The sequence below is a fragment of the Mammaliicoccus sp. JADD-157 genome (assembly GCF_049310805.1).
In the GTDB taxonomy this organism is placed as follows: domain Bacteria; phylum Bacillota; class Bacilli; order Staphylococcales; family Staphylococcaceae; genus Mammaliicoccus; species Mammaliicoccus lentus.
Window position 1 is genome coordinate 849,578 of record NZ_JBMOVZ010000001.1, and the last position, 22,051, is coordinate 871,628.

The 22,051-nt window shown below is 32.2% G+C and carries 23 protein-coding genes; 15 read left to right on the plus strand and 8 right to left on the minus strand.

What is annotated here, in order from left to right:
* Window positions 1-36: 36 nt before the first annotated feature.
* A complete protein-coding gene (locus ACO6VN_RS04305; protein ID WP_064204105.1) occupies window positions 37-222 on the minus strand; it encodes a DUF5325 family protein in 186 nt (61 codons plus the stop codon).
* Between the two features lie 210 nt (window positions 223-432).
* Here ACO6VN_RS04305 and typA point away from each other — a divergent pair, with 210 nt between their 5' ends.
* Window positions 433-2,280 carry a translational GTPase TypA gene (gene typA / locus ACO6VN_RS04310; RefSeq protein WP_064204104.1) on the plus strand — a complete coding sequence of 616 codons (1,848 nt, stop codon included), beginning with the start codon at window positions 433-435 and terminating at the stop codon, window positions 2,278-2,280.
* Between the two features lie 5 nt (window positions 2,281-2,285).
* Window positions 2,286-2,624 carry a YlaH-like family protein gene (locus ACO6VN_RS04315; RefSeq protein ID WP_064204103.1) on the plus strand — a complete coding sequence of 113 codons (339 nt, stop codon included), beginning with the start codon at window positions 2,286-2,288 and terminating at the stop codon, window positions 2,622-2,624.
* A 387-nt stretch (window positions 2,625-3,011) separates the two neighbouring features.
* Here the strand turns inward: ACO6VN_RS04315 and ACO6VN_RS04320 are convergent, their stop codons facing one another.
* Window positions 3,012-3,152 (minus strand): DUF2197 domain-containing protein, encoded by a 141-nt coding sequence (locus ACO6VN_RS04320; RefSeq protein ID WP_194200867.1) that lies wholly within the window; start codon window positions 3,150-3,152, stop codon window positions 3,012-3,014.
* 8 nt (window positions 3,153-3,160) lie between these two features.
* On the minus strand, window positions 3,161-3,643 hold the full coding sequence (locus ACO6VN_RS04325; protein ID WP_194200866.1) for a hypothetical protein: 483 nt from the start codon (window positions 3,641-3,643) through the stop codon (window positions 3,161-3,163).
* Between the two features lie 140 nt (window positions 3,644-3,783).
* Here ACO6VN_RS04325 and ACO6VN_RS04330 point away from each other — a divergent pair, with 140 nt between their 5' ends.
* The 3 genes from ACO6VN_RS04330 to ACO6VN_RS04340 all read left to right on the plus strand — a co-directional run bounded on the left by ACO6VN_RS04330 (window position 3,784) and on the right by ACO6VN_RS04340 (window position 8,913).
* Window positions 3,784-4,059 (plus strand): YlaN family protein, encoded by a 276-nt coding sequence (locus tag ACO6VN_RS04330; RefSeq protein ID WP_017001262.1) that lies wholly within the window; start codon window positions 3,784-3,786, stop codon window positions 4,057-4,059.
* Between the two features lie 66 nt (window positions 4,060-4,125).
* Window positions 4,126-5,325: an FtsW/RodA/SpoVE family cell cycle protein gene (locus ACO6VN_RS04335; protein WP_064204101.1), complete on the plus strand. Its 1,200-nt coding sequence runs from the start codon at window positions 4,126-4,128 to the stop codon at window positions 5,323-5,325.
* Window positions 5,326-5,463: 138 nt separating this feature from the next.
* Window positions 5,464-8,913, plus strand: coding sequence for a pyruvate carboxylase (locus tag ACO6VN_RS04340; protein WP_422404278.1), 3,450 nt, complete (start codon window positions 5,464-5,466; stop codon window positions 8,911-8,913).
* Window positions 8,914-9,006: 93 nt separating this feature from the next.
* Here ACO6VN_RS04340 and ACO6VN_RS04345 read toward each other — a convergent pair whose 3' ends face one another.
* A complete protein-coding gene (locus ACO6VN_RS04345; RefSeq protein WP_017001122.1) occupies window positions 9,007-9,921 on the minus strand; it encodes a COX15/CtaA family protein in 915 nt (304 codons plus the stop codon).
* Window positions 9,922-10,284: 363 nt separating this feature from the next.
* On the opposite strand from ACO6VN_RS04345, the gene cyoE reads away from it, so the two are divergent.
* The 7 genes from cyoE to ACO6VN_RS04380 all read left to right on the plus strand — a co-directional run bounded on the left by cyoE (window position 10,285) and on the right by ACO6VN_RS04380 (window position 16,799).
* The gene (cyoE, locus tag ACO6VN_RS04350; RefSeq protein ID WP_026023743.1) at window positions 10,285-11,190 is read left to right on the plus strand and encodes a heme o synthase; all 906 of its coding nucleotides are present in this window, start codon (window positions 10,285-10,287) and stop codon (window positions 11,188-11,190) included.
* Between the two features lie 38 nt (window positions 11,191-11,228).
* Window positions 11,229-12,296: a cytochrome c oxidase subunit II gene (gene coxB, locus ACO6VN_RS04355; RefSeq protein WP_017001120.1), complete on the plus strand. Its 1,068-nt coding sequence runs from the start codon at window positions 11,229-11,231 to the stop codon at window positions 12,294-12,296.
* Between the two features lie 23 nt (window positions 12,297-12,319).
* The gene (ctaD, locus tag ACO6VN_RS04360; RefSeq protein ID WP_017001119.1) at window positions 12,320-14,221 is read left to right on the plus strand and encodes a cytochrome c oxidase subunit I; all 1,902 of its coding nucleotides are present in this window, start codon (window positions 12,320-12,322) and stop codon (window positions 14,219-14,221) included.
* Window positions 14,221-14,850: a cytochrome c oxidase subunit 3 gene (locus tag ACO6VN_RS04365; protein ID WP_017001118.1), complete on the plus strand. Its 630-nt coding sequence runs from the start codon at window positions 14,221-14,223 to the stop codon at window positions 14,848-14,850. Before ctaD ends, ACO6VN_RS04365 begins: the two co-directional genes overlap by 1 nt.
* A gap of 1 nt (window position 14,851) precedes the next feature.
* The gene (locus tag ACO6VN_RS04370; protein ID WP_017001117.1) at window positions 14,852-15,205 is read left to right on the plus strand and encodes a cytochrome C oxidase subunit IV family protein; all 354 of its coding nucleotides are present in this window, start codon (window positions 14,852-14,854) and stop codon (window positions 15,203-15,205) included.
* Window positions 15,206-15,372: 167 nt separating this feature from the next.
* Window positions 15,373-16,326, plus strand: a complete 954-nt coding sequence (gene ctaG / locus ACO6VN_RS04375) for a cytochrome c oxidase assembly factor CtaG (RefSeq protein ID WP_017001116.1) — start codon at window positions 15,373-15,375, stop codon at window positions 16,324-16,326.
* A gap of 11 nt (window positions 16,327-16,337) precedes the next feature.
* Window positions 16,338-16,799: a DUF420 domain-containing protein gene (locus ACO6VN_RS04380; RefSeq protein WP_017001115.1), complete on the plus strand. Its 462-nt coding sequence runs from the start codon at window positions 16,338-16,340 to the stop codon at window positions 16,797-16,799.
* 242 nt (window positions 16,800-17,041) lie between these two features.
* Here the strand turns inward: ACO6VN_RS04380 and ytvI are convergent, their stop codons facing one another.
* Both ytvI and ACO6VN_RS04390 read right to left on the minus strand, forming a co-directional pair.
* Window positions 17,042-18,088 carry a sporulation integral membrane protein YtvI gene (ytvI, locus tag ACO6VN_RS04385; protein ID WP_135032293.1) on the minus strand — a complete coding sequence of 349 codons (1,047 nt, stop codon included), beginning with the start codon at window positions 18,086-18,088 and terminating at the stop codon, window positions 17,042-17,044.
* Window positions 18,089-18,174: 86 nt separating this feature from the next.
* Window positions 18,175-18,546 (minus strand): YugN family protein, encoded by a 372-nt coding sequence (locus ACO6VN_RS04390; protein ID WP_017000501.1) that lies wholly within the window; start codon window positions 18,544-18,546, stop codon window positions 18,175-18,177.
* A 169-nt stretch (window positions 18,547-18,715) separates the two neighbouring features.
* Between ACO6VN_RS04390 and ACO6VN_RS04395 the strand changes: the two genes are divergently transcribed.
* Together ACO6VN_RS04395 and ACO6VN_RS04400 are read left to right on the plus strand one after the other, a co-directional pair.
* On the plus strand, window positions 18,716-19,777 hold the full coding sequence (locus tag ACO6VN_RS04395) for a CAP-associated domain-containing protein (protein WP_017000502.1): 1,062 nt from the start codon (window positions 18,716-18,718) through the stop codon (window positions 19,775-19,777).
* 16 nt (window positions 19,778-19,793) lie between these two features.
* Window positions 19,794-20,231, plus strand: a complete 438-nt coding sequence (locus ACO6VN_RS04400; RefSeq protein ID WP_017000503.1) for a YlbF family regulator — start codon at window positions 19,794-19,796, stop codon at window positions 20,229-20,231.
* Window positions 20,232-20,276: 45 nt separating this feature from the next.
* On the opposite strand, the gene ACO6VN_RS04405 is transcribed toward ACO6VN_RS04400, so the two are convergent.
* Window positions 20,277-21,191 (minus strand): glycerophosphodiester phosphodiesterase, encoded by a 915-nt coding sequence (locus ACO6VN_RS04405; protein WP_194200861.1) that lies wholly within the window; start codon window positions 21,189-21,191, stop codon window positions 20,277-20,279.
* A gap of 161 nt (window positions 21,192-21,352) precedes the next feature.
* On the opposite strand from ACO6VN_RS04405, the gene ACO6VN_RS04410 reads away from it, so the two are divergent.
* Window positions 21,353-21,619 (plus strand): YlbG family protein, encoded by a 267-nt coding sequence (locus tag ACO6VN_RS04410; RefSeq protein ID WP_017000505.1) that lies wholly within the window; start codon window positions 21,353-21,355, stop codon window positions 21,617-21,619.
* 1 nt (window position 21,620) lies between these two features.
* On the opposite strand, the gene ACO6VN_RS04415 is transcribed toward ACO6VN_RS04410, so the two are convergent.
* On the minus strand, window positions 21,621-22,010 hold the full coding sequence (locus ACO6VN_RS04415) for a DUF7147 family protein (RefSeq protein ID WP_017000506.1): 390 nt from the start codon (window positions 22,008-22,010) through the stop codon (window positions 21,621-21,623).
* Between the last annotated feature and the right edge of the window lie 41 nt (window positions 22,011-22,051).

Consider the following 22,051-nt stretch of genomic DNA (forward strand, 5'->3'; position numbering starts at 1 on the left):
ACAAAGTCGCATCTTTTCTTGATTGTGTCGGTAAATTTATAGCCATCCATTTTCGCGATATTTCTTTTTAAGTGTAAAACCGTAACCCATAGTTGCAATAATTAATATAACCGCTAGCAACATAAAGAGTATAGATCCCTCTGCTAAAGCAAAACTAAACACTAAAAGGAAAAATGTTACAATTAAAGCAAGTAAAACAAAAATTGCTTTAGATTTTTTCATTTATATCCACCCTTTAACCGTTTTCATTATTATATTATGCGTTACATTTCTAGAAAAATCAACTATCAGCAATTAATCCATTTTTATAAAATAAATGGAAATTTGAGTAAAAGTGTTCGATAATGGTTATTTTTCTAGTGATGTATGTTATAATTATTAAGTTATAAATATAAGCCGAATAAATTTAAATTGGAGAGGAAAATTTTTTGCATGACTAATTTAAGAGAAAATGTACGTAACATTGCAATAATAGCCCACGTAGACCACGGGAAAACAACACTAGTAGATGAATTATTGAAACAATCAGGAATATTTCGTGAGAATGAACATATAGCAGAGCGAGCAATGGACTCAAATGATATTGAGAAAGAAAGAGGTATTACAATTTTAGCGAAAAATACGGGAATTGAATATAAAGATCACCGTATTAATATATTAGATACACCAGGCCACGCAGACTTCGGTGGTGAAGTTGAACGTATTATGAAAATGGTAGATGGTGTTGTATTAGTTGTTGACGCTTATGAGGGAACGATGCCTCAAACTAGATTTGTATTGAAAAAAGCGTTAGAACAAAATTTAAAACCAGTTGTCGTTGTTAATAAAATTGATAAACCTTCAGCTAGACCAGAACAAGTGGTAGATGAAGTATTAGACTTATTTATAGAGTTAGATGCGAATGACGATCAATTAGAATTCCCTGTAGTATACGCTTCAGCAATAAGTGGTACTGCAAGTTTAGACGCTGATCATCAAGATGAGAATATGCAGTGTCTATATGAAACAATATTAGATTATGTACCAGCACCAATTGATAATAGAGATGAGCCGTTACAATTCCAAGTAGCATTATTAGATTATAACGATTATGTTGGACGTATTGGTGTCGGACGTGTGTTCAGAGGTACAATTAAAGTTGGACAACAAGTATCACTAGTAAAACTTGATGGTACAATAAAACACTTTAGAGTATCAAAAATATTCGGTTTCTTTGGATTAAATCGTGTAGAAATTGATGAAGCTTATGCTGGTGATTTAATTGCATTAAGTGGGATGGAGGACATCAACGTTGGTGAGACAGTTACACCACAAGATAATGTAGAAGCATTACCTGTATTGCGTATTGATGAGCCAACATTAGAAATGACATTCTCTGTAAATAACTCTCCATTTGCTGGTAAAGAAGGTACTTATGTAACAGCACGTAAAATTGAAGAAAGATTAGAAACACAATTAGAAACTGATGTTTCATTACGTGTAACACCAACTGACTCTCCAGACGCATGGGTAGTAGCTGGACGTGGTGAACTACATTTATCAATATTAATTGAAAACATGCGCCGTGAAGGATTTGAATTACAAGTTTCTAAACCACAAGTTATTATTAAAGAAGTTGATGGCGTTAAATGTGAACCATATGAACGTGTTCAAATCGATACGCCTGATGAATATACAGGTTCAGTTATTGAATCATTAGGTTCACGTAAAGGTGAAATGCTAGATATGCAATCTAACGAAAATGGACAAACGAAATTAATCTTTTTAGTACCTGCAAGAGGATTAATCGGTTATACAACTGAATTTATGTCTATGACTCGTGGTTACGGTATTATAAACCATACATTCGATTCATACCGTCCAAACATTAAAGGCCGTATCGGTGGTAGAAGAAATGGTGTACTTGTATCTATCGACAAAGGTACAGCAAGTACTTACGCTATCTTAAACTTAGAAGACAGAGGCGTAAACTTCATGGAACCTGGTACAGAAGTGTATGAAGGTATGATTGTTGGAGAGAATAACCGTGAGAATGATTTATCTGTAAACATTACAAAAGTTAAAGCAGCTAACAATATACGTTCTGCTACAAAAGAACAAACAACAACAATGAAGAAACCTAGAATTTTAACTTTAGAAGAAGCATTAGAATACTTGAACGATGATGAATTAGTTGAAATTACACCTGAATCTATTCGCTTAAGAAAGAAAATTTTAGACAAAGCTGAAAGAGAACGCGCTCAAAAGAGACAGAAAATGGCTGAACAAGAAGAGGAGTGATATAGATGCTCTTTATCGCTAAAAATGTAAGTGTTAATCCAGAAGAAAGGCTTTCATTTTTTGGTAAATTATTTAGAGTAGATGAAAATCCAGAACTTGGTATGTGGCTTTTATTATTAACAATATTTGTATTAAGCGCTATTGTATATAATTTAGGCTTCGCTAGAAAATTAAAGTTTTGGCAAAACATAATTATCTATATTTTACTGTTTTTAGGTTGTTTATTATTGACGTTCCTTGCGGTATTCTTACCAGTAGGAGAAAGCTTAATAATAGCAGCAATTGTATTAGGTCTATATCGCTACCGTCTTCATAAAGAGCGAAGTAGAGAAAATCAACAATAAAATTAACCCCTAATTCGTTAATTAGAATTTTAATGAATTATGGGTTTTTTATATGAAATAAAATTTTTAAAATAGATAAAAATTAATTCAATATCATCTAGGAGAATTTAGAGATTGTAACGTGCAAGAGATTTGAATTTGAGACAAGCCCGTTACATTTTCTAACGAGCTAGTGGTAGTAAACAAGCACGTTAGAGCGATATTTTCTATAATTTTGTAAAGTTCTGACGTCTAGGGTAATAGTATGAGCGAAAGACTACAGGCTCGAGCCATCCCTAGGTAAGCATGCACTTTCAAAATCAGCAAAATAAATTCTCCTAACCCATTAAATGAAAATCACTCGGATTAGGAGAATTATTTTTTAAACAGTAAACCTTAAATGATATTTTATGATTTCGGTTTATCTAGTTTTGATTTACAATCATCGCACATATATGTACGAATTGGATGATTTCTAAGTCTCTTAGCTTCTTTAGATTTTGAATCAAGATTGACTATAGTATCGCATATAACGCATTTAACTTTCATAACCAAAATTATACGACCTCGATTTCGTCGACATAACTAAATTTGTCTTTGTATCCGTTTTCTTGATCATATGTGAAAGCGTCAATTTTACCGTCGCTATATATCATTTTTCCTTCTTTAGAGAAATGGAAAAATAGATAAGGCCAATCGTCGATTGAAATTTCTAAAGAATCTTTGTCATTTTTTAATACAACTTTTGTTGCATCTTCATTTGGTTCAGAATTTTTTATAAAAGGCATTGCATTAATAACAAAACTTTCTTTTAAGAATGATTGTCTTTTATAATTTGTTTCACTATTTAAAGTAGGGGGCATAGTAGCACCTTCTAAAATAGCTCTGTTCCAAGCTACGTTATTTTCAAATTCAATTGGTTTTTCACCATTGAAAATACCTTGTTCTAAATCTTCAATTTTTACTTTACGATCGTCAAATATCCAAGTTGTTGCGTCTAAAGTAATATTAAATTTACAATTCCCTTTAATTTGTATCAATTTTTTTCACTCCTATCAATATCACAATTTAATTTTAACACATTTATATTGATGAACCTTCTGTTTTTACTTGCAATTTTAAGATTTCTAAGCTAAAATTTTATAAGTATAGAACCTAAAAGATTAAGGGGGAGTATGTCATGCATTACGATTCAGAAATTTGTCAGAAGGCATATGACCAATTATATAACGATTCTGAAAAGATTCTTCAGTTAATTAAGGTGCAAATGGACAACTTAACTATGCCCTCATGCCCGTTATATGAAGAAGTTTTAGATACGCAGATGTTTGGTCTTCAAAAGGAAGTTGATTTTGCAGTACAAATTGGACTTGTTGATAGAGAAAAGGGTCAGACACTTATGGCAAGTTTAGAAAAGGAACTATCTAAATTGCATGATGCTTTCACAAATGCTTAAATGATACAAAGTCTAGAGAGGAGAAATCTTTCTTTAGACTTATTTTTTTAGAATTGGAATGAGTAGATGGACTATATTAAAAGATTTTTTCGCTACATAAAAAATTATTCTAAATACATAGATTTCACGTTGTTAATCGCGTATATCATTTTATGTTTCATTGGTTTAGTGATGGTTTATAGTGCGAGTATGGTTGCTGCAACTAAAGGCTCATTAACTGGTGGCGTACCGGTTGCAGGTAATTACTTTTTTATTAGGCAATTAATGTATTGTATTGTTGGATTTGGAATTGTATTCTTTATGTCATATTTTATGCACATAAATATACTGAAAAATAAACGTGTTCAACAAATCATGATTTTTAGTGTTTTTGGTTTATTAGTATTAACATTACTAATCGGAACAGAAATAAACGGATCAACAAGTTGGATAAATTTAGGATTTATGAATTTGCAGGCATCTGAAATTTTAAAGGTAGTCATGATTTTATACTTATCATTTATAATCGATAAGAGAAGAAATCGATTAAAGCAATTCAAATTAGCTTTGATGATGCCATTATTCTTAATTGGAACATGTATTGGTCTTGTATTATTACAAAATGATACTGGGCAAGCTTTACTATTATGCATGATAGTATTGTGTGTCTTTGCTTATTCAGGAATAGGTATAAAAGCCATTTTAAAATGGTCAGGTCCGATTTTAGCAGGTGTTGTGTTATTGATTGTATTTAGTATTGTCTTTAAAGGCGGTATTTTATCTCAACACCAAGCTGATAGGTTCCATGTAATGGAAAATCCATTTAATTATGAAAGTGGTATCGGTTACCATTTAGCTAATTCATTGCTTGCTATAGGTAATGGAGGATTATTTGGTAAAGGTTTAGGTAATGGCGTTATGAAATTAGGTTATTTACCGGAACCGCACACCGATTTTATCTTCGCCGTTATTGCAGAAGAATTAGGTTTAGTAGGCGTATTATTTATAATTGGTTTGTTAATGTTTATTGTATATAAAGGATTTCTATATGCAGGTTTAACTGATTCATTCTTCTTTAAATTAGTTTGTGTTGGTATATCTAGTTATATTGGTGTACAAACATTTGTAAACTTAGGAGGAATTTCAGGAGCCATACCATTAACAGGTGTCCCATTACCATTTATGACTTTTGGTGGTTCATCCATGTTAAGTTTAAGTATAGCAATAGGAATTTTGCTATTAACTGCTAAACAAATCAAAATTGATAACATTGAGAGAAGGCGCTAAACTGCATATTTACTCAATCTAATTAATAAATTTTATAAAAAAAGCGTATTACAGTAGAATGTAATGCGTTTTTTTTATATAATGGACTAATACATCGTTTTTTGAAAATTCAAATACATTGAGGGGAGCCTTCAAATTATGAGCAAAATAAATAAATTATTAGTAGCCAATCGTGGTGAAATTGCGATTAGAATATTTAGGGCTGCAACAGAATTAGATATTGAAACAGTAGCAATTTATTCGAATGAAGATTTGGGAGCTTTACATAGGTATAAAGCGGATGAATCTTATTTAGTTGATGAAGATTTAGGACCAACGGAAAGTTACTTAGATATTGAAGCAATTATTAAAGTAGCAAAGAAAGCAGAAGTTGACGCTATCCATCCTGGATACGGCTTCTTAAGTGAAAATAAAACATTTGCTAAAAGATGTGCTGAGGAAGGTATTAAATTTATCGGGCCAGAACTTAAACATTTGGATATGTTTGGGGATAAGGTTAAAGCGAGAGCAACAGCACTAGATGCAGATTTACCAGTCATTCCTGGTACAGATGGTTCAGTTGAATCATTTGAAGAAGTAGAAGCATTTGCAAAAGAAAGTGGTTTTCCAATTATCATTAAAGCTATCTCAGGTGGCGGTGGTAAAGGAATGCGTATTGTTAATAGTGAAAGTGAGTTAGAAGACGCATACCAACGTGCTAAATCTGAAGCAGGAAAATCATTTGGGAATAGTGAAGTTTATGTGGAAAAATACATAGATCAACCTAAACATATAGAAGTGCAAATTATCGGAGATGAACATGGTAATTTAGTTCATTTATTCGAAAGAGATTGTTCAGTTCAACGTAGACATCAAAAAGTAGTTGAAGTAGCACCATCAGTTTCATTGAGTGACGAGTTAAGACATCGTATATGTAATTCAGCACTACATTTAATGAAAAAGATAGGATATGTAAATGCGGGAACAGTTGAATTTCTTGTATCAGGTGATGAATACTACTTTATTGAAGTTAACCCACGTGTACAAGTAGAGCATACAATCACTGAAATGATAACTGGTATAGATATTGTAAAAACACAAATTTTAGTAGCAGCTGGTGAATCTTTATTTGGCGATGAAATTGAAATGCCTAAACAAGAAGATATCAAAACGCTAGGATATGCTATACAAAGTCGTATCACAACTGAAGATCCATTAAATGATTTCATGCCAGACACTGGTAAAATTATTGCGTATCGTTCAAGTGGCGGCTTCGGTGTAAGACTTGATGCTGGTGATGGATTTGAAGGTGCTGAAATCTCGCCTTACTATGACTCATTACTCGTTAAAGTATCTACACATGCTATGTCGTTGAGACAAGCAACAGAAAAAATGCTTCGTTCTCTTAAAGAGATGAGAATTAGAGGTATTAAGACAAATATCCCATTCTTATACAATGTAGTAAATCATGAGAAATTTGCTAAAGGTAGTTATACAACTAAATTCTTAGAAAATAACCCAGAGTTATTTGATATTACGCCTTCACGAGATAGAGGTACTAAAACTTTACAATACATTGGGAATATTTCAGTTAATGGTTTTCCAAGTGTTAGAAAGCGTGAAAAACCGCACTTCGAAAAAGTTAGGCTAGAAGAAATCTCTAATGAAGAAATTGCATCTTTATCAGGTACAAAACAAATATTAGAACAACACGGTCCTGAAGGTGTAAGTAAATGGCTTAAAGAACAAGAAGAAGTATTGTTAACAGATACTACTTTTAGAGATGCGCATCAGTCATTATTAGCTACGCGTATGCGTACTTATGATATGTTACAAATAGCACCAGAAACAGCTAAATATTTAAATGATGCATTTTCATTAGAAATGTGGGGCGGTGCAACATTTGACGTTGCCTATAACTTCTTAAAAGAAAACCCATGGGAAAGATTAACGAGATTACGTAAAAAAATCCCTAATATTCTTTTCCAAATGTTATTAAGAGCATCTAATGCTGTTGGATATAAAAACTATCCTGATAACGTAATTGAAAAATTCGTTAAAGAAAGTGCAGATGCAGGCATCGACGTATTTAGAATATTTGATTCTCTAAACTGGTTAGATCAAATGAAAGTAGCCAATGAAGCGGTTCAAAAATCAGGTAAAATATCTGAAGGAGCAATATGTTACACAGGTGATATCTTAAACCCTGAAAGATCAAACGTTTATACGTTAGATTATTACATTAATTTAGCTAAAGAACTACAAAGTGAAGGTGTACACATTTTAGGAATTAAAGATATGGCTGGATTATTGAAACCAAAAGCTGCACATGAATTAATCGGTGAATTAAAAACACATATTGATATTCCTATACATTTACATACTCATGATACGAGTGGTAATGGTTTATTGGTTTATCAGAGTGCTATAAGAGCAGGTGTTGATGTAATAGATACAGCAGTAGCTAGTATGAGTGGTACAACATCTCAACCATCAGCGAACTCTTTATATTATGCTTTAAGTGGTAATGAAAGAGATGTAAGAACGAATATTGATGGTTTAGAAAGACTTTCACAATATTGGGATACAGTTAGAAACTATTATTCTGACTTTGAAAGTGACATTCGTTCACCACATACAGAAATTTATCAACATGAAATGCCTGGTGGACAATATTCAAACTTAAGTCAACAAGCGAAGAGCCTAGGATTAGGTGAACGTTTCAATGAAGTTAAAGACATGTACAAGCGTGTTAATTTATTATTCGGAGATATTGTCAAAGTTACACCATCATCTAAAGTTGTAGGGGATATGGCATTGTACATGGTTCAAAACGATTTGGATGAGGAAAGTGTCATTAAAAGAGGTCGCTCATTAGACTTCCCTGAATCTGTTGTTTCATTCTTTAAAGGTGAAATTGGACAACCGGTAAACGGCTTTAATAAAGAGTTACAAAAAGTTATATTAAAAGGTCAAACGCCTATCGAAAAACGACCGGGTGAATTATTAGAACCAGTAGACTTTGATAGTCTAAGAGAAGAATTACAAGAGAAACAACAAAGTGAAGTAACAGAACAAGATCTTATTAGTTATGCTATTTATCCAAAAGTATATGAACAATACATTAAGACTTACGAAAGTTTTGGTAATTTATCATTATTAGATACGCTTACATTCTTATTCGGAATGGCTAAGAATGAAACAGTTGAGATTACGATTGATAAAGGTAAGATATTAATCGTTAAACTATTATCTATCGGACACGTATATGAAGATGGACATCGTTGGGTTTATTATGAGTTGAACGGTCAACCACGTAAAGTATATGTTAAAGATGAACATGTTAAAGTATCTGATGCTGTTCTTCAAAAAGCAGATTTAAGTAATGAATCTCACATCGGTGCGCAAATGCCTGGAACAATTTCAGAAGTAAAAGTGAGCAAAGGTGATGAAGTTAAACAAGGTGATGCATTGATTATTACTGAAGCAATGAAGATGGAAACAACAATCCAAGCACCATTTGATGGAACGATTTCTAACATCTATGTTTCTTCAGGAGATAGTATTCAGACCCATGATTTAATCATTACAATAGATAAAGCTGAATAGCAAAATATTTATATACAAATAAAAAGCACGTACCATGAATTTCATAGGTACGTGCTTTTTTGTTTGCTTAAAAGATAAAGCAAATTCTATTATTTATTGATTTCGTCGTTTAGAACGAAGAATCAACATTATGAAGTAACATAGTAATCCAAACAACATTGTGATGAACAATGCATGGAACAATGCTATAAATATATTAACTCTTGTAAATATAGACAACGCACCTGTTGTAACCTGTAAGCAAATTAGTATAAATGCTAAAGTCCAACCGTACTTAATTACACGATATTTAGCATAATTTCTGAAAGCGTAAATGAATATATAGAGTATCCATATAAATATGAAAAATGCTAGGGCTCGGTGAGACATTTGAACCCACTCATAAAATGTTTGTGGTAATCCAGTGCTACCGCTATGACACAATGGCCAACTTAAGCATGAAAGACTAGCATTAGCATGTCTAACAAGCGCACCTGAATAAATAACAAAGTATATAAAGAAAGTTACGGCATACGTGTGTATTTTTAAGTGTTTATCTATCACTAAACTAGTTGCTTCGAATTTTTTATCTACTTCATAAATAATTAGTGTTAGTAATAGGACGGATGCGAAACTGATTAAAGATATTCCGAAATGTAATGAAAGTATAAAATCATTTTGTTGCCATATTACAGCGGCAGCTCCAATAAGTGCTTGTAATAATATAAAAGCTATACTTGTGATACATAAAGGTCTTACTTCTTTAATATGTCCTAATTTTATCCAACTAATAATAGCTAATAAAGCGACAAGAATAAGTGCTAAACCTGATACACCTCTATGGGCTAATTCAATTATCGTTTCAATTGGCCAGTCCGATGGTATAACAGATCCATGACATAATGGCCAAGAACTTCCACAACCATCTTCAGAACCAGTCTTGGTTACTAAAGCGCCACCTAACTGCACAAACAGCATAACAATTGTTGCTAATGTAGCTAGCCATTTTAAAAATTTGTCATTAAACAATAAGAACACCTCTAATAAAATTATAATCCATATTTAAACTAATATAAAATGGGCTTTATTCTAAAATAAACCTTATTTATATTAAAAAATATGATAGAATTTAAGAGAAAGACGTATTAACAATAATTATTATATTAATACGATTCTAATTTAAACACTAATATCTATAGTATAACAATGAATACCCATTGTAAATGTTACACAATAATGACTTTTTAATGAACTCAATTTTTAGGGAAGTATAAAAATGTCAAAATTTTGTTTCAAAAATGTATAGATTATGTGACAATTTTCATATATCATTGAATATATATGTGAGAGATAACGGAAGGAGGGACAAAATTGCAACAAAATCAATATAGTGTGACGTCCGAAAAAGATATAGATAAAAGTCGTCTAACGTTATATGAAATTAAAGCCATCATTAAAATGGGACTTGTTCAAGGGAATTTAATACCTGCGTTTGCGGGTGCTTGGCTTGCGATTGTATTTGGTGGTTTCAACTTCTTCCACAGCTTGCCAGTTGTGTTATTAATGATTGTAGGTTCTACACTCATTATGGGTGGCGCTTGTGCGATCAATAATTACTACGACCAAGATATCGACTCCATCATGCCATCTAAACAAAAAAGACCAACTGTTAATGGACGAATTAGTAACAATAATTTACTTAAATTAAGCTTTGGCTTAATGATAGTAGGTGAGATCTTATTATTTATGATTAACATTCCTACAGGTATTATTGGATTACTGGGGATTTTCGGATACGTTGTCTTATACTCAATTTGGTCTAAAAGACACACAGTTTGGAATACTGTAATAGGTAGTTTTCCTGGCGCGATACCACCATTGATTGGTTGGGCAAGCATTGATCAAACATTAAGTCCACTTGCTTGGACGCTATTTTTAGTATTATTTGCTTGGCAACCAGCGCACTTCTATGCATTAGCTTATCGTCGAAAAGACGAATATGCTTTAGCGAAAATACCAATGCTACCAGCTGTCAAAAGCTTTACTAGAACACGCTTAAGTATGTTGTTATGGGTAGTACTATTATTACCTTTACCATTCTTAATGGCGCAATTAGGTACTGTTTTTGTAGTTATTGCTTCATTACTTAATATAGCTTGGTTACTATTAGCTTTATCTGGATTTAAAAAAGAAATTAACAAATCAAAATGGGCTACGAGTATGTTTGTTTTTTCTTTAAATTACCTTGTTATTTTCTTTGTTATGACAGTCATTGTTACTGTCGTACAATTAATATAATTAAATATGAATGAATGCATGAAAGAGGGGTTAAACGAATGAAGACACGTTTAAAAAACACGAAAATGTTCGGTTTACTTATCGCCCTGCTGTTTGTTCTAGCAGGTTGTGGTCAACCACATTTATCAGTTCTTCGCCCGGCAGGGGAAGTCGCTGATAAACAATTCTTTTTATTAATGCTTTCAATAGGCATTATGTTACTTGTTATTATTGTAGTCGTTATTATTTTCTTACTTGCGATGATTAAATTCCGTCGTAAAAAATTAGGTGAAGATTTTGTTCCTAAAGACGTAGAAGGTAATCACAAATTAGAATTAGTATGGACAATCATTCCTGTTATTTTACTTATTATCTTAGCTATACCTACAGTGATGCTTACATTCTCACTAGGTGATACTAAAGCGATTGATAAAGTCGACGAAAAAGGTAAGAGTAAAGAGCTTGTTATTGATGTAACTGCTAATCTTTATTGGTGGGAATTTAGTTATCCAAATGAAAAAATTGTTACCAGTCAAGAGCTTGTTGTTCCAACTGATCAAAAAGTTTACTTCAGATTACATTCAGCTGACGTAAAACACTCGTTCTGGGTGCCAGCAGTTGGTGGTAAATTAGATACTAACGTAGAAGGCGTTAATAAATTCTACTTAGAATTTAATAATGATAAAGCAAAAGAAGTTAAAAATCTATTCTACGGTAAATGTGCTGAGTTATGTGGACCTTCACATGCTTTAATGGACTTTAAAGTTAAAGCTCTACCTAAAGATGATTTTGATAAATGGGTTAAAGATATGAAATCTGTTGAGAAACCTGTAGCTGCGACATCTAGTCAAGCTAAAGAAGGTGAAAAGGTATTTAATAAATCATGTGCTGGATGTCATGCTGTTACACCAACAGGTGAGAAAGCTAAAGGTCCTAACCTTACAAACTTTGGTGACCGTGATCTAATTGCTGGATATTTAGACCATGATGAAAAGAACCTTAAAAAATGGATTAAAGACCCTGAAAGCATTAAGCCTGGTAATAAAATGACTGATCAATATAAAGTTTCTGATGAAGATATCGATGCTTTATCTGCCTACTTAATGGAACGAAAAGTTGATAAGTAAGAATTGAAAGGGAGGTTACTCTAGTGTCTACTCAAAGTAAAAAGGGGTTTGGATCGACTATTTGGGACTATTTAACAACAGTCGACCACAAAAAAATTGCTATTTTATATTTATTAGCTGGAGGATTATTCTTTGCTATCGGTGGTATAGAAGCAATGTTGATTCGTATCCAGTTAGCAGTGCCAGAGAACGACTTTGTTTCAGCTGGACTGTTTAATGAAATCATTACGATGCACGGTACAACTATGATATTCTTGGCCGCAATGCCATTACTATTCGGTTATATGAACGCAGTTGTTCCATTACAAATTGGTGCTCGAGATGTTGCGTTTCCATTCTTAAATGCATTAGGTTTCTGGCTATTCTTATTTGGAGGAATATTCTTAAACTTATCATGGATTTTAGGTGGAGCTCCAGATGCAGGTTGGACATCTTATGCAAGTTTGTCACTTGAATCTGCAGGACATGGTATTAACTTCTATGCACTAGGACTTCAAATTTCTGGTGCAGGTACTTTAATCGCTGGTATTAACTTTGTTGCTACAATTGTTAATATGAGAGCGCCTGGTATGACATATATGCGTATGCCACTAATGACATGGACAACATTTGTTGCTTCAACATTAATCGTATTCGCATTCCCACCGTTAACTATCGGTATATTCTTATTAATATTCGATAGAATGTTTGGAACGTCATTCTTTATTGCTTCACAAGGTGGTAACACAATAATTTGGGAACATTTATTCTGGATATTTGGACACCCAGAAGTTTATATTTTAGTATTACCAGCTTTCGGTATATTCTCAGAGATTATACCTGTATTCGCTAGAAAACGTTTATTCGGTTATTCTGCAATGGTATTTGCTACTGTTTTAATCGGTTTCTTAGGATTCATGGTTTGGGCTCACCATATGTTTACAGTAGGCCTAGGACCAGTAGCTAACGCTATATTCGCAGTTGCAACAATGGCAATTGCCGTACCAACCGGTGTTAAAATATTCAACTGGCTATTAACTGTTTGGGGTGGTAGTGTTGAATTTACAACGCCAATGCTATATGCATTATTCTTTATTCCATCATTCGTTATGGGTGGGGTAACAGGTGTCATGCAAGCATCAGCTCCTGCTGACTATCAATTACATGACTCATACTTTATTGTTGCTCACTTCCACTACGTAATTGTTGGTGGTGTCGTGTTTGCCATATTAGCAGCTTTACACTATTGGTTCCCATTAATAGCTGGAAAGATGTTAAATGAAACATTAGGTAAAATTGGATTCTGGTTCTTCTTCACTGGGTTCCACTTAACATTCTTAATTCAGCACTTCTTAGGACTATGGGGAATGCCTCGCCGAGTATTTACATACTTACCAGGACAAGGATATGATATTCCTAACTTAGTTTCTTCAATAGGTGCTTTGCTAATGGCAATCGCTGTAATTGTTGAAACAATAAACGTTATTACGACATTAGCTAAAGGTGAAAAAGTTGGAAGAGATCCTTGGGGCGACGGACGTACACTAGAATGGGCTTTACCACTTCCGACACCACATTATAATTTTGCGCAAGTACCTTTAGTTCGTGGTTTAGATGCTCTTTGGATTGAGAAAAAACAAGGCGATGGAAAAATATTACCTGCTGAATCATTGGATGATATTCACATGCCTAACAACTCATTCATACCATTTTTACAAGCTTTCGGTTTATTCGTAGCTGCATTTGGTGCAATGTACTTTGCTGATGGTAAAGAATGGGCATTAGAAGCAGTAAAAGGGTTAAACGAAAAACCATGGGCAGTTTACGTGTTAATCTTCGGTCTGGCAATCACTGCAGGCAGCATGATCTACAGATCACTTAAAGATGACCACGGTCATCATATAACTAAACAAGAGTTAATTGAATATGAAAGGGGTGAGCGTTAATGGCACATGAAGAAGTAAAATTTACAGCTGAAAATTGGCCAGATCATCCTGAAACAGCATCAATGGAAGGTAAGAATAAAATAGTTGGTTTTTGGGTATTCCTTGGTGGTGAAGTCGCATTATTCGCTTCATTATTCGCAACCTACTTAGCTTTGAAAGATGCTGTGCCAAGTGAAGATCACTTATTAGCTAAAGATTTGTTCCATCTTCCATTAGCGTTCGTAATGACGATGTTATTATTAACGTCTTCATTAACTAGTGTTTATGCTTTGTATCATTTAAGAAACTTTAATGCTAAAGGTGTATTTATCTGGATTGGTATTACTGTCCTTTTAGGTTTAGGTTTCTTAGGTTTAGAAATTTATGAGTTTGTTGAGTATGTTCAACAAGGTCATACATTCCGTTCAAGTGCTTTCGGTAGCGCATTCTATTTCTTAGTAGGAACACACGGTTTCCACGTAATAATTGGTTTAGTGTGGTTAACAGCACTTGTACTTAGAAACAGAGCAAGAGGGTTAAGTATTTATAATGCACACAAATTTAATACTGCTGCTTTGTATTGGCACTTTATTGACGTAGTATGGGTGTTCATCTTCACAGTAGTATACTTGATGGGAGCGTTAGGATAATATGAATCAACAAGTTAATCATGACGCAGAAGCGCTAAGATCATACAAGAGACGTAAAAGTACTCAAGAAATGCGTATGCAAGTTACTAACTTTGCAATAATGATTTTTGTTACATTTGTTGCCTTCGCTTTAGTAGCTGCAGAGTTACCAAAAGAATTTGTTATCCCTGTAATACTAGGATTAGCTGTACTTCAAGTAGTATTACAATTCTATTATTTCATGCATATGAAAGCTGAAAAACATGGTGTATCTAAACTGTTTATGGTTGTAGGTTTATTCTTCGGATTATCATTCGTTGTAACATTCATTTATATTGTTTGGATAGGCGATCCTATTTTCGTTAAAAATAAATAATATTTAAAGACCCAAAACTTTGTTATATAAGTTTTGGGTCTTTATTTTATAGTAAAAAGTATTATATTGGTCATATCATTGTCATAACTAATTTTTGAGTTGGGTTGTTTAAGCGCTTATTAAATCATATAATAAAGATAATGACTTAATGAGGAAGTGTATTAAAGATGGGTGGTTTAACTTCAATATCAATGTTTGGTTTTTGGGCGAATTGGACACCATTCTTTTTTATAGGCGTATTATGTGTAATTATCTTATACTTTTTGATTTGTGGTAAATGGTATAAAGATATTCCAGGGGGAAGACCTTTAAAAAAGGGTGAAGCAACATTATTTGTTGTACTTATGTTAGCAATCTATCTACTTGAAGGTGGGCCAATAGATTTACTATCACATATTATTTTTAGTTTCCATATGCTTCAAATGGCCATATTATTTTTAATTATTGCACCATTAATGTTTTATGCAATACCTGAGTATATTGTGAAATATGTAGAAGAATTACCTGTAGTAAATAAAATTGTAAGTTTATTTACGAAGCCTTTGTTAGCTATTTTCTTATTTAACGGGTTGTTCTCTGTCTATCATATTCCACTTGTTTTAGATACATTAAAGCAAAATATCGTTTTACATGACATGTATACTATTTTGCTATTTATAAGTGCTTGGTTTATGTGGCATCCAATTTTCAACAAGCATATACCAGATGCACAGCATATGACTAACATCAAAAAGATTCTATATATATTCTTTATAGGCGTTCTATTGACACCGTCATGTGGTTTAATTATATTTAGTAATAGTGCTATGTATGACACATATACTTCAGGAGAGGCATGGTTAGGAGCTATGACTCTATGTGTACCAGCAGATACTTTAAACAGTGTTGTTCAAGGGGCTGGTATTTCAGGGCCTGAATACTTTACAAACTTCTCACCATTAGAAGACCAACAAACTGGTGGGGTTATTATGAAGGTGATGCAAGAAATTGTATTTGGTATTTATTTATACGTTATCTTTGTAAGATGGTTCAGATATGAACGCAAAAATGAAAGTCAAATTACAGAAGATAGCTTAAGAAAATTAGAAGAACAAAAAGCGTTATACAATCAATTTAGATAGGATGTAAAAACATGAATTTACCTATATTACCAACAATTAGTACAACATTTATAGTATTGAGTGCAATTTTAGTAGCTATTGGCTGGTATTTTATTGCACAAAGAAAAATTGAAACACATAAAAAATTCATGCTTTCAGCAGCAGTAGCAGCAGTAATTTTCTTTACTATTTATGCTAGTAGAACAATATTTATTGGAAATACCTCTTTTGGTGGTCCAGACAATATTAAAATTTACTACACTTTATTTTTAATATTCCATATTACTTTAGCTACGATTGGAGCAATCATGGGGATTATTACAATTTATCTTGGCTTAAAAGATAAATTAGATCTTCATCGTAAATTTGGACCAGTAACATCCATTATATGGTTCTCTACAGCAATTACAGGCGTAGCTGTATATCTATTATTATATGTTTTCTATCATGGTGGAGAAACGACATCAATGATTAAAGCAATACTTGGTTCTTAAGTTTAGTATAAGTCTAGAAATTGAATATTGATGTGTAAACTAAAAGGGATTAAGCAATAAATCCATTAAAACAAAGAGGCTGAGACATAAATACATGTCTCAGCCTCTTTGTTTTAATGGCAGTAGCTGACTAGGGTTAAAATTCACTTATATCGAGCATTTTTTAACCTAGTCATCATTGCGGGGTTGGGACTACGAAATCTTTTTAATAAAATGAGATTTCTTTCCCACTCTTTTGTAATTTATATTTTAAAGTCTGTTTTTATTAAACCGGATTCTAATATTGTTTTTATAACAATTAAAATGAGTGGGCCGATAAAGAATCCTAGGAATCCCATTAATTTTAATCCTATAAACATAGAAATAAGTGTTGGTAAAGGAGTTAATCCAACACCTGTACCAAAAATTTTAGGTTCCAGTACTTTTCTTTGGACGAGTAATACAATGGATAGAATAATGAGTTGTATGCCAAGAGTGGGGTCACCTACAATATAAGCGTATGCTGCCCATGGTATTGTAAATCCTGTAGCACCTACAATAGGTAATATATCTATAAACCAGATTAATAAACTTATAACGAATGCAGAATCTACACCTATAATTAATAGTCCTATATATGTGAATACCCAAGTAATAAAACTTAGTATAACTGTGGCTGTAATCATACCAAGTATTGAATGACTTATTTTATTATAGATTGTTATAACTTGAGTATAAGTATTTGGGTATAAATGCTTCTTTATGAATTTGTGAATATTAGGTATTTCTAGCATAAATAAAAATAATGCAACGAGAAAGACAACTAGACTAATTATGAATCCTGGTAAGGAGGAAACGACTTCAGTAATATTTTCAACACTAAAATAATGAGAAATAGAGTCTCTCATAGACGCGACAAAATTTTGTAATTCTTTGTTAATGGTAGTAGCCATTTCATCAGGTAATACTGCTTTCATTTTGTCGTTATATTGTTCGATTACTTTTATTAATTTATTTATTTTATTAGGTAAATCTTTAATGAATAGTACAATTTGGTCTATTAGTTTTGTTAAAAACAAATAGATTATGAACCCGCTTATTGTTAGTAGGGATGTATATATAATTATAACGCTCCATTTACGACTATTAATCTTGTTAGTTAGTCTTTTAATGAGTGGGTTAAAAGCTAGCGCTATAATGAACGCTGTGATTAAAGGTATAGAAATCGGGATGATAAAATAAATAAATAAAATTGTTAATATTGCGATGATAAATATACTTATATTCCGTTTATTAATCCATTTTTTCATAAATGTACCTCTCAATTTTAGATGTAGATATAAATTAAGAGACGTGAAAAAATCACGTCTCTTAATTTACTGTTCAAAGTTGTTTTCTATTGTGTACTTAATGTGTTTAAAGCTTTAATATCTGACGTAATTCGTTCAATTAGTAAGTTGCAATGAGCAACTAAGTTATCTGGATAAACTTCATCATCACCGTACTCAACGCCAGTTGGATAATAATGTTTACCTAAATAAGGATCCATCAATTGGAGTGTTGCACTTTTTGCACCAACGTCCCCTTTAAGTGCATAACCTGGAACTCTTAAATAATATATGCCTTCACTTAATTCATATTTAAAATCATAAGTAATACGTTCATAGTCCCAGTGTCCGCCTGCAACAAAACCATGTTTATTCATAACATCTTGCAATAGTTCTTGTTCGATGATAACCTTTTCAAGACCTGTATTATCAAATACCATGTAATTTTCCTCCCTCTAAGTACCTTTAAGTTTATTTTATGATAAAAGCTTCAATGTTGCAATGTACATTTAAATTTAACATAAATATTCACATTTCAATTGATTTAACTAAAAACTTTACTGTAAAATGATATAATCATTATTAGGAGTAAAAAGAGGAGGTAAATAGTTGAAGAATATTATCATTAAAGTAATAGCAATCGCTATTTTAATCATTGTACTCTTTTATTTATTCTATTCTCCTAAATTAGAATTTGATGTCTTAAAGAACCCAAACTACTCACATGATAAAGCAAGTGAAAATTACTATGAGAAACAAGCTGAAAAGTCCACAGGTAATGCTAAGTTGAAAGAGGGCGTAGGGACTTATGTCTATGGTAGTATAGATGATGTCATTAAAGATTTAGGTCAACCAGATAGGGTATATAAGGCAGAGCACGATAGAAAGAATTATGTCTTTAAAAATAAGGAACATTATTATTTAGTTTCAACCAAAAATAATAAAGTATCATCTGTATTTGCAACTGGTGAAAAAGTAGATGTATCACCAATTAAAATTAAACAAGATGCTACTAAATTATTTAATGGTACTAACATAGATATGGAACCAAACATAAATAGTTCGTATGGTGATTATCAAATTGAATTATCAGAAAGGGACATCAAAACTCAATTATTAGTTAAATATGGTGATGTTTATGCACAGGTATTAATTGATAGCGAAACAAATGAGGTTATGGGTGTTCAATTTATGGATTCAGACATAATTGTTGAACAAGCGCCATTTTCTATGTCTAAAGTTTCAAATAAAGATAAAAAATTAAAACGTGCAGATCAACAAGATTTCCAAACACATATTAATAAAGATTTAACTTTATTAGAAATTGTAAATGAGTATAGAGAATTAAAAGGAATAACACCTTTAGATATAAATGATCAATTAACTTATATTACTCAAATGGAAGCGGATTTGATTGATAGTGACGTTGATGAAGAAGAGGCTGTAAAAACTTTAGAAGATGGTATAATGAAACATATCAATGATAAAAAAATTGAATATAACGCTATCAACCAAAACTTAGCATATAATTTTTATGATATGCCAACACTTGTTAATAGTTGGTTGAATAACAACAGTTATAGAGAGAAATTACTTGGAAGTCAATACGATGAATTTGGTGCAGGTAATTCTCGAGAATATTATTCACTTGTCTTCAAAGATAATAAATAATAAGGAGGTCATTGGGATGTTCACAGTTGAAACAGCTAATATTTTAGATCAATCCGATGAACTAAGTGCTTGTATTATGGAATCAGAAATTTACCAAGCTTATCGAGAAGCTAAATATAAATTAGAAACAGATTTAGAAGTAAAGATTTTAAGAAAGAAATTTGATCAAATCAAGTCACACTATGATGATTGTTTAAGGTTTGGAAGATATCATCCTGATTATAATAGAGTAATGAAAGAAACAAGACAGCAGAAGAGAGAATACGAAATGCACCCAGTCGTTTCCAACTTTAAAACTAAAGAAACAGAATTACAGAATTTATTGGATGAAGTTGTAAGCATTGTATCTTATTCTATATCAAACAATGTTAAAGTAGATACAGGTAATCCATTCTTTACTAGTGAGAGTCACGGTGGAGGATGTTCAACAGGCGGTTCATGCGGTTGTTCTTAATAAAACAGTCCGAGACATATATAAATGTCTCGGACTGTTTTATGTTTAATATTGTTTTTTAATTAAGAAGTGTGCTGTATCTGGTCTATCTGTAACGATAGTATGTGCACCTTTTTGAATTAAGTCATCCATAATATCTATTTGATTAATAACCCAATAACCAACGGCAATATTCAGTGAAGTTAAATATTGAATAAAGCCTTCTGAATCAAGTGGAAGACCTTTTGCATTTACAGGAATTTGGAATGTATCAGTTTTAGGTTGGTAAACATGTCCATAACCAGAATGATAAGCAGTATATGCTTTTGTTACTTCGTTTTGTCCTGTACCTAATGAAATAGTATCTTGAGCGTATAAATTAAATCTTTCTATTTGTTCATCATAAAAACTTGTAATATTTACACGATCTTCAACTTTTAATTCTGATATTAATCGGAATAAGTGTGAAGGTGCTAAACTTCCAGCATAAGATTCAGGGTGGTCCTTGATATCGATGTTTACTAACACATCTTGGTATTCTGTTAATAATTCTTTAAGCGTAACGATTTTGGCTTTTTTATCGCCTCTATAAGGATGTTCATGGTTGATATCTTTATAGTGATATCCAAAGTCAAACTGACGTAACTCTTCTAAAGTGTGATCAGCTACTAAGCCAGAACCATTACTTGTTCGATCTACCGTTTCGTCATGTGTAACAACTAAGACTTCATCTTTTGTTAAACGAACATCAATTTCAAAACCAGTTACATTGTATTTTAATGCATGGTCAAAAGCTAGACGGGTATGTTCTGGTCTTAAAGCCATCCCACCTCGATGAGCGAAAATATAAGGTGCTGGTTGAGTAAAGAATGGTTTGATTTTGCGAGGTCTAACTTCACTAGTAGCTTTTGTAATAAGCCAAGAACCTGCAGCTATGCCTCCGATAAGACCTGTTGCTTTCATTAAATTAATTTTTGACATTTTATCCAATCCTTTCGAAATGCAATTAAAGACTTATATATATATTCTATCAAATTGGTATGTGATATAAAAGCATGTAAGTTATGAGTGCAAGATTATCTTCTTTCAACATCATATATAAAATGCTAATATAAAAATAAAACATGAAGGGAGATATTGTCATGGAGCTAGTAGAACGCATTAGTATTATTGTCTATTTAAAAAATATGAAACATGAAAGACAATTACGTAAATTCGGGAATATTTATTATTCTCATAAAAAAGAACAATATGTCATGCTTTATACAAATGAAGATAAAATAGATGACACTATCCAACATCTAATGAAATTAAAATATGTTAAAGATGTGAAAGTGTCACCATTTAAGAGTGTTAAGAGAGATTATTCAAATAAAAATGTTGAGAAAAAAGAATATTTGAACTTTTAATTTATTGTAACGGTGGCAAGTAACGTTCTAGTCTCAATACACCTTTTAAGTAAGTGAAGTAAAGTTCATCTTCTGCGAATTCAGACCGTGACTTTACGTCTAGACCTTTTACTTTTATGTCATATTCATTTGCCCATTGATTAATTAAATCGAATTTTTTGTTAGATTCTGGATACGGATATCTTATGCCTTCTAATATTGTATAGATTGCTTGAAAATGGTTCTCTTTAGTCGGTTTCATAATTATGCAAGCTGTTGATAGCTTCTCTTCAGATAAAGGCGTGTGGAGCATCAAAATATCAGAAATACGTTCGTGATTGTATTCAATGATTGTTTGAAATTCAAATAAATCCGTTAATCCATGTCCAATGACAATAAATGATTGCTTCATAAGGTAAACCTCGTTTTCATATAATATATAATTAGTATAGT

Bases quoted from the DNA above. Each gene is read 5' to 3' on its own strand.
- ACO6VN_RS04305 (WP_064204105.1), bottom strand. From the start codon at position 222: ATGAAAAAATCTAAAGCAATTTTTGTTTTACTTGCTTTAATTGTAACA.
- typA (WP_064204104.1), top strand. From the start codon at position 433: ATGACTAATTTAAGAGAAAATGTACGTAACATTGCAATAATAGCCCAC.
- ACO6VN_RS04315 (WP_064204103.1), top strand. From the start codon at position 2,286: ATGCTCTTTATCGCTAAAAATGTAAGTGTTAATCCAGAAGAAAGGCTT.
- ACO6VN_RS04320 (WP_194200867.1), bottom strand. From the start codon at position 3,152: ATGAAAGTTAAATGCGTTATATGCGATACTATAGTCAATCTTGATTCA.
- ACO6VN_RS04330 (WP_017001262.1), top strand. From the start codon at position 3,784: ATGCATTACGATTCAGAAATTTGTCAGAAGGCATATGACCAATTATAT.
- ACO6VN_RS04335 (WP_064204101.1), top strand. From the start codon at position 4,126: ATGGACTATATTAAAAGATTTTTTCGCTACATAAAAAATTATTCTAAA.
- ACO6VN_RS04340 (WP_422404278.1), top strand. From the start codon at position 5,464: ATGAGCAAAATAAATAAATTATTAGTAGCCAATCGTGGTGAAATTGCG.
- coxB (WP_017001120.1), top strand. From the start codon at position 11,229: ATGAAGACACGTTTAAAAAACACGAAAATGTTCGGTTTACTTATCGCC.
- ACO6VN_RS04365 (WP_017001118.1), top strand. From the start codon at position 14,221: ATGGCACATGAAGAAGTAAAATTTACAGCTGAAAATTGGCCAGATCAT.
- ACO6VN_RS04370 (WP_017001117.1), top strand. From the start codon at position 14,852: ATGAATCAACAAGTTAATCATGACGCAGAAGCGCTAAGATCATACAAG.
- ctaG (WP_017001116.1), top strand. From the start codon at position 15,373: ATGGGTGGTTTAACTTCAATATCAATGTTTGGTTTTTGGGCGAATTGG.
- ACO6VN_RS04380 (WP_017001115.1), top strand. From the start codon at position 16,338: ATGAATTTACCTATATTACCAACAATTAGTACAACATTTATAGTATTG.
- ytvI (WP_135032293.1), bottom strand. From the start codon at position 18,088: ATGAAAAAATGGATTAATAAACGGAATATAAGTATATTTATCATCGCA.
- ACO6VN_RS04390 (WP_017000501.1), bottom strand. From the start codon at position 18,546: ATGGTATTTGATAATACAGGTCTTGAAAAGGTTATCATCGAACAAGAA.
- ACO6VN_RS04400 (WP_017000503.1), top strand. From the start codon at position 19,794: ATGTTCACAGTTGAAACAGCTAATATTTTAGATCAATCCGATGAACTA.
- ACO6VN_RS04405 (WP_194200861.1), bottom strand. From the start codon at position 21,191: ATGTCAAAAATTAATTTAATGAAAGCAACAGGTCTTATCGGAGGCATA.
- ACO6VN_RS04410 (WP_017000505.1), top strand. From the start codon at position 21,353: ATGGAGCTAGTAGAACGCATTAGTATTATTGTCTATTTAAAAAATATG.
- ACO6VN_RS04415 (WP_017000506.1), bottom strand. From the start codon at position 22,010: ATGAAGCAATCATTTATTGTCATTGGACATGGATTAACGGATTTATTT.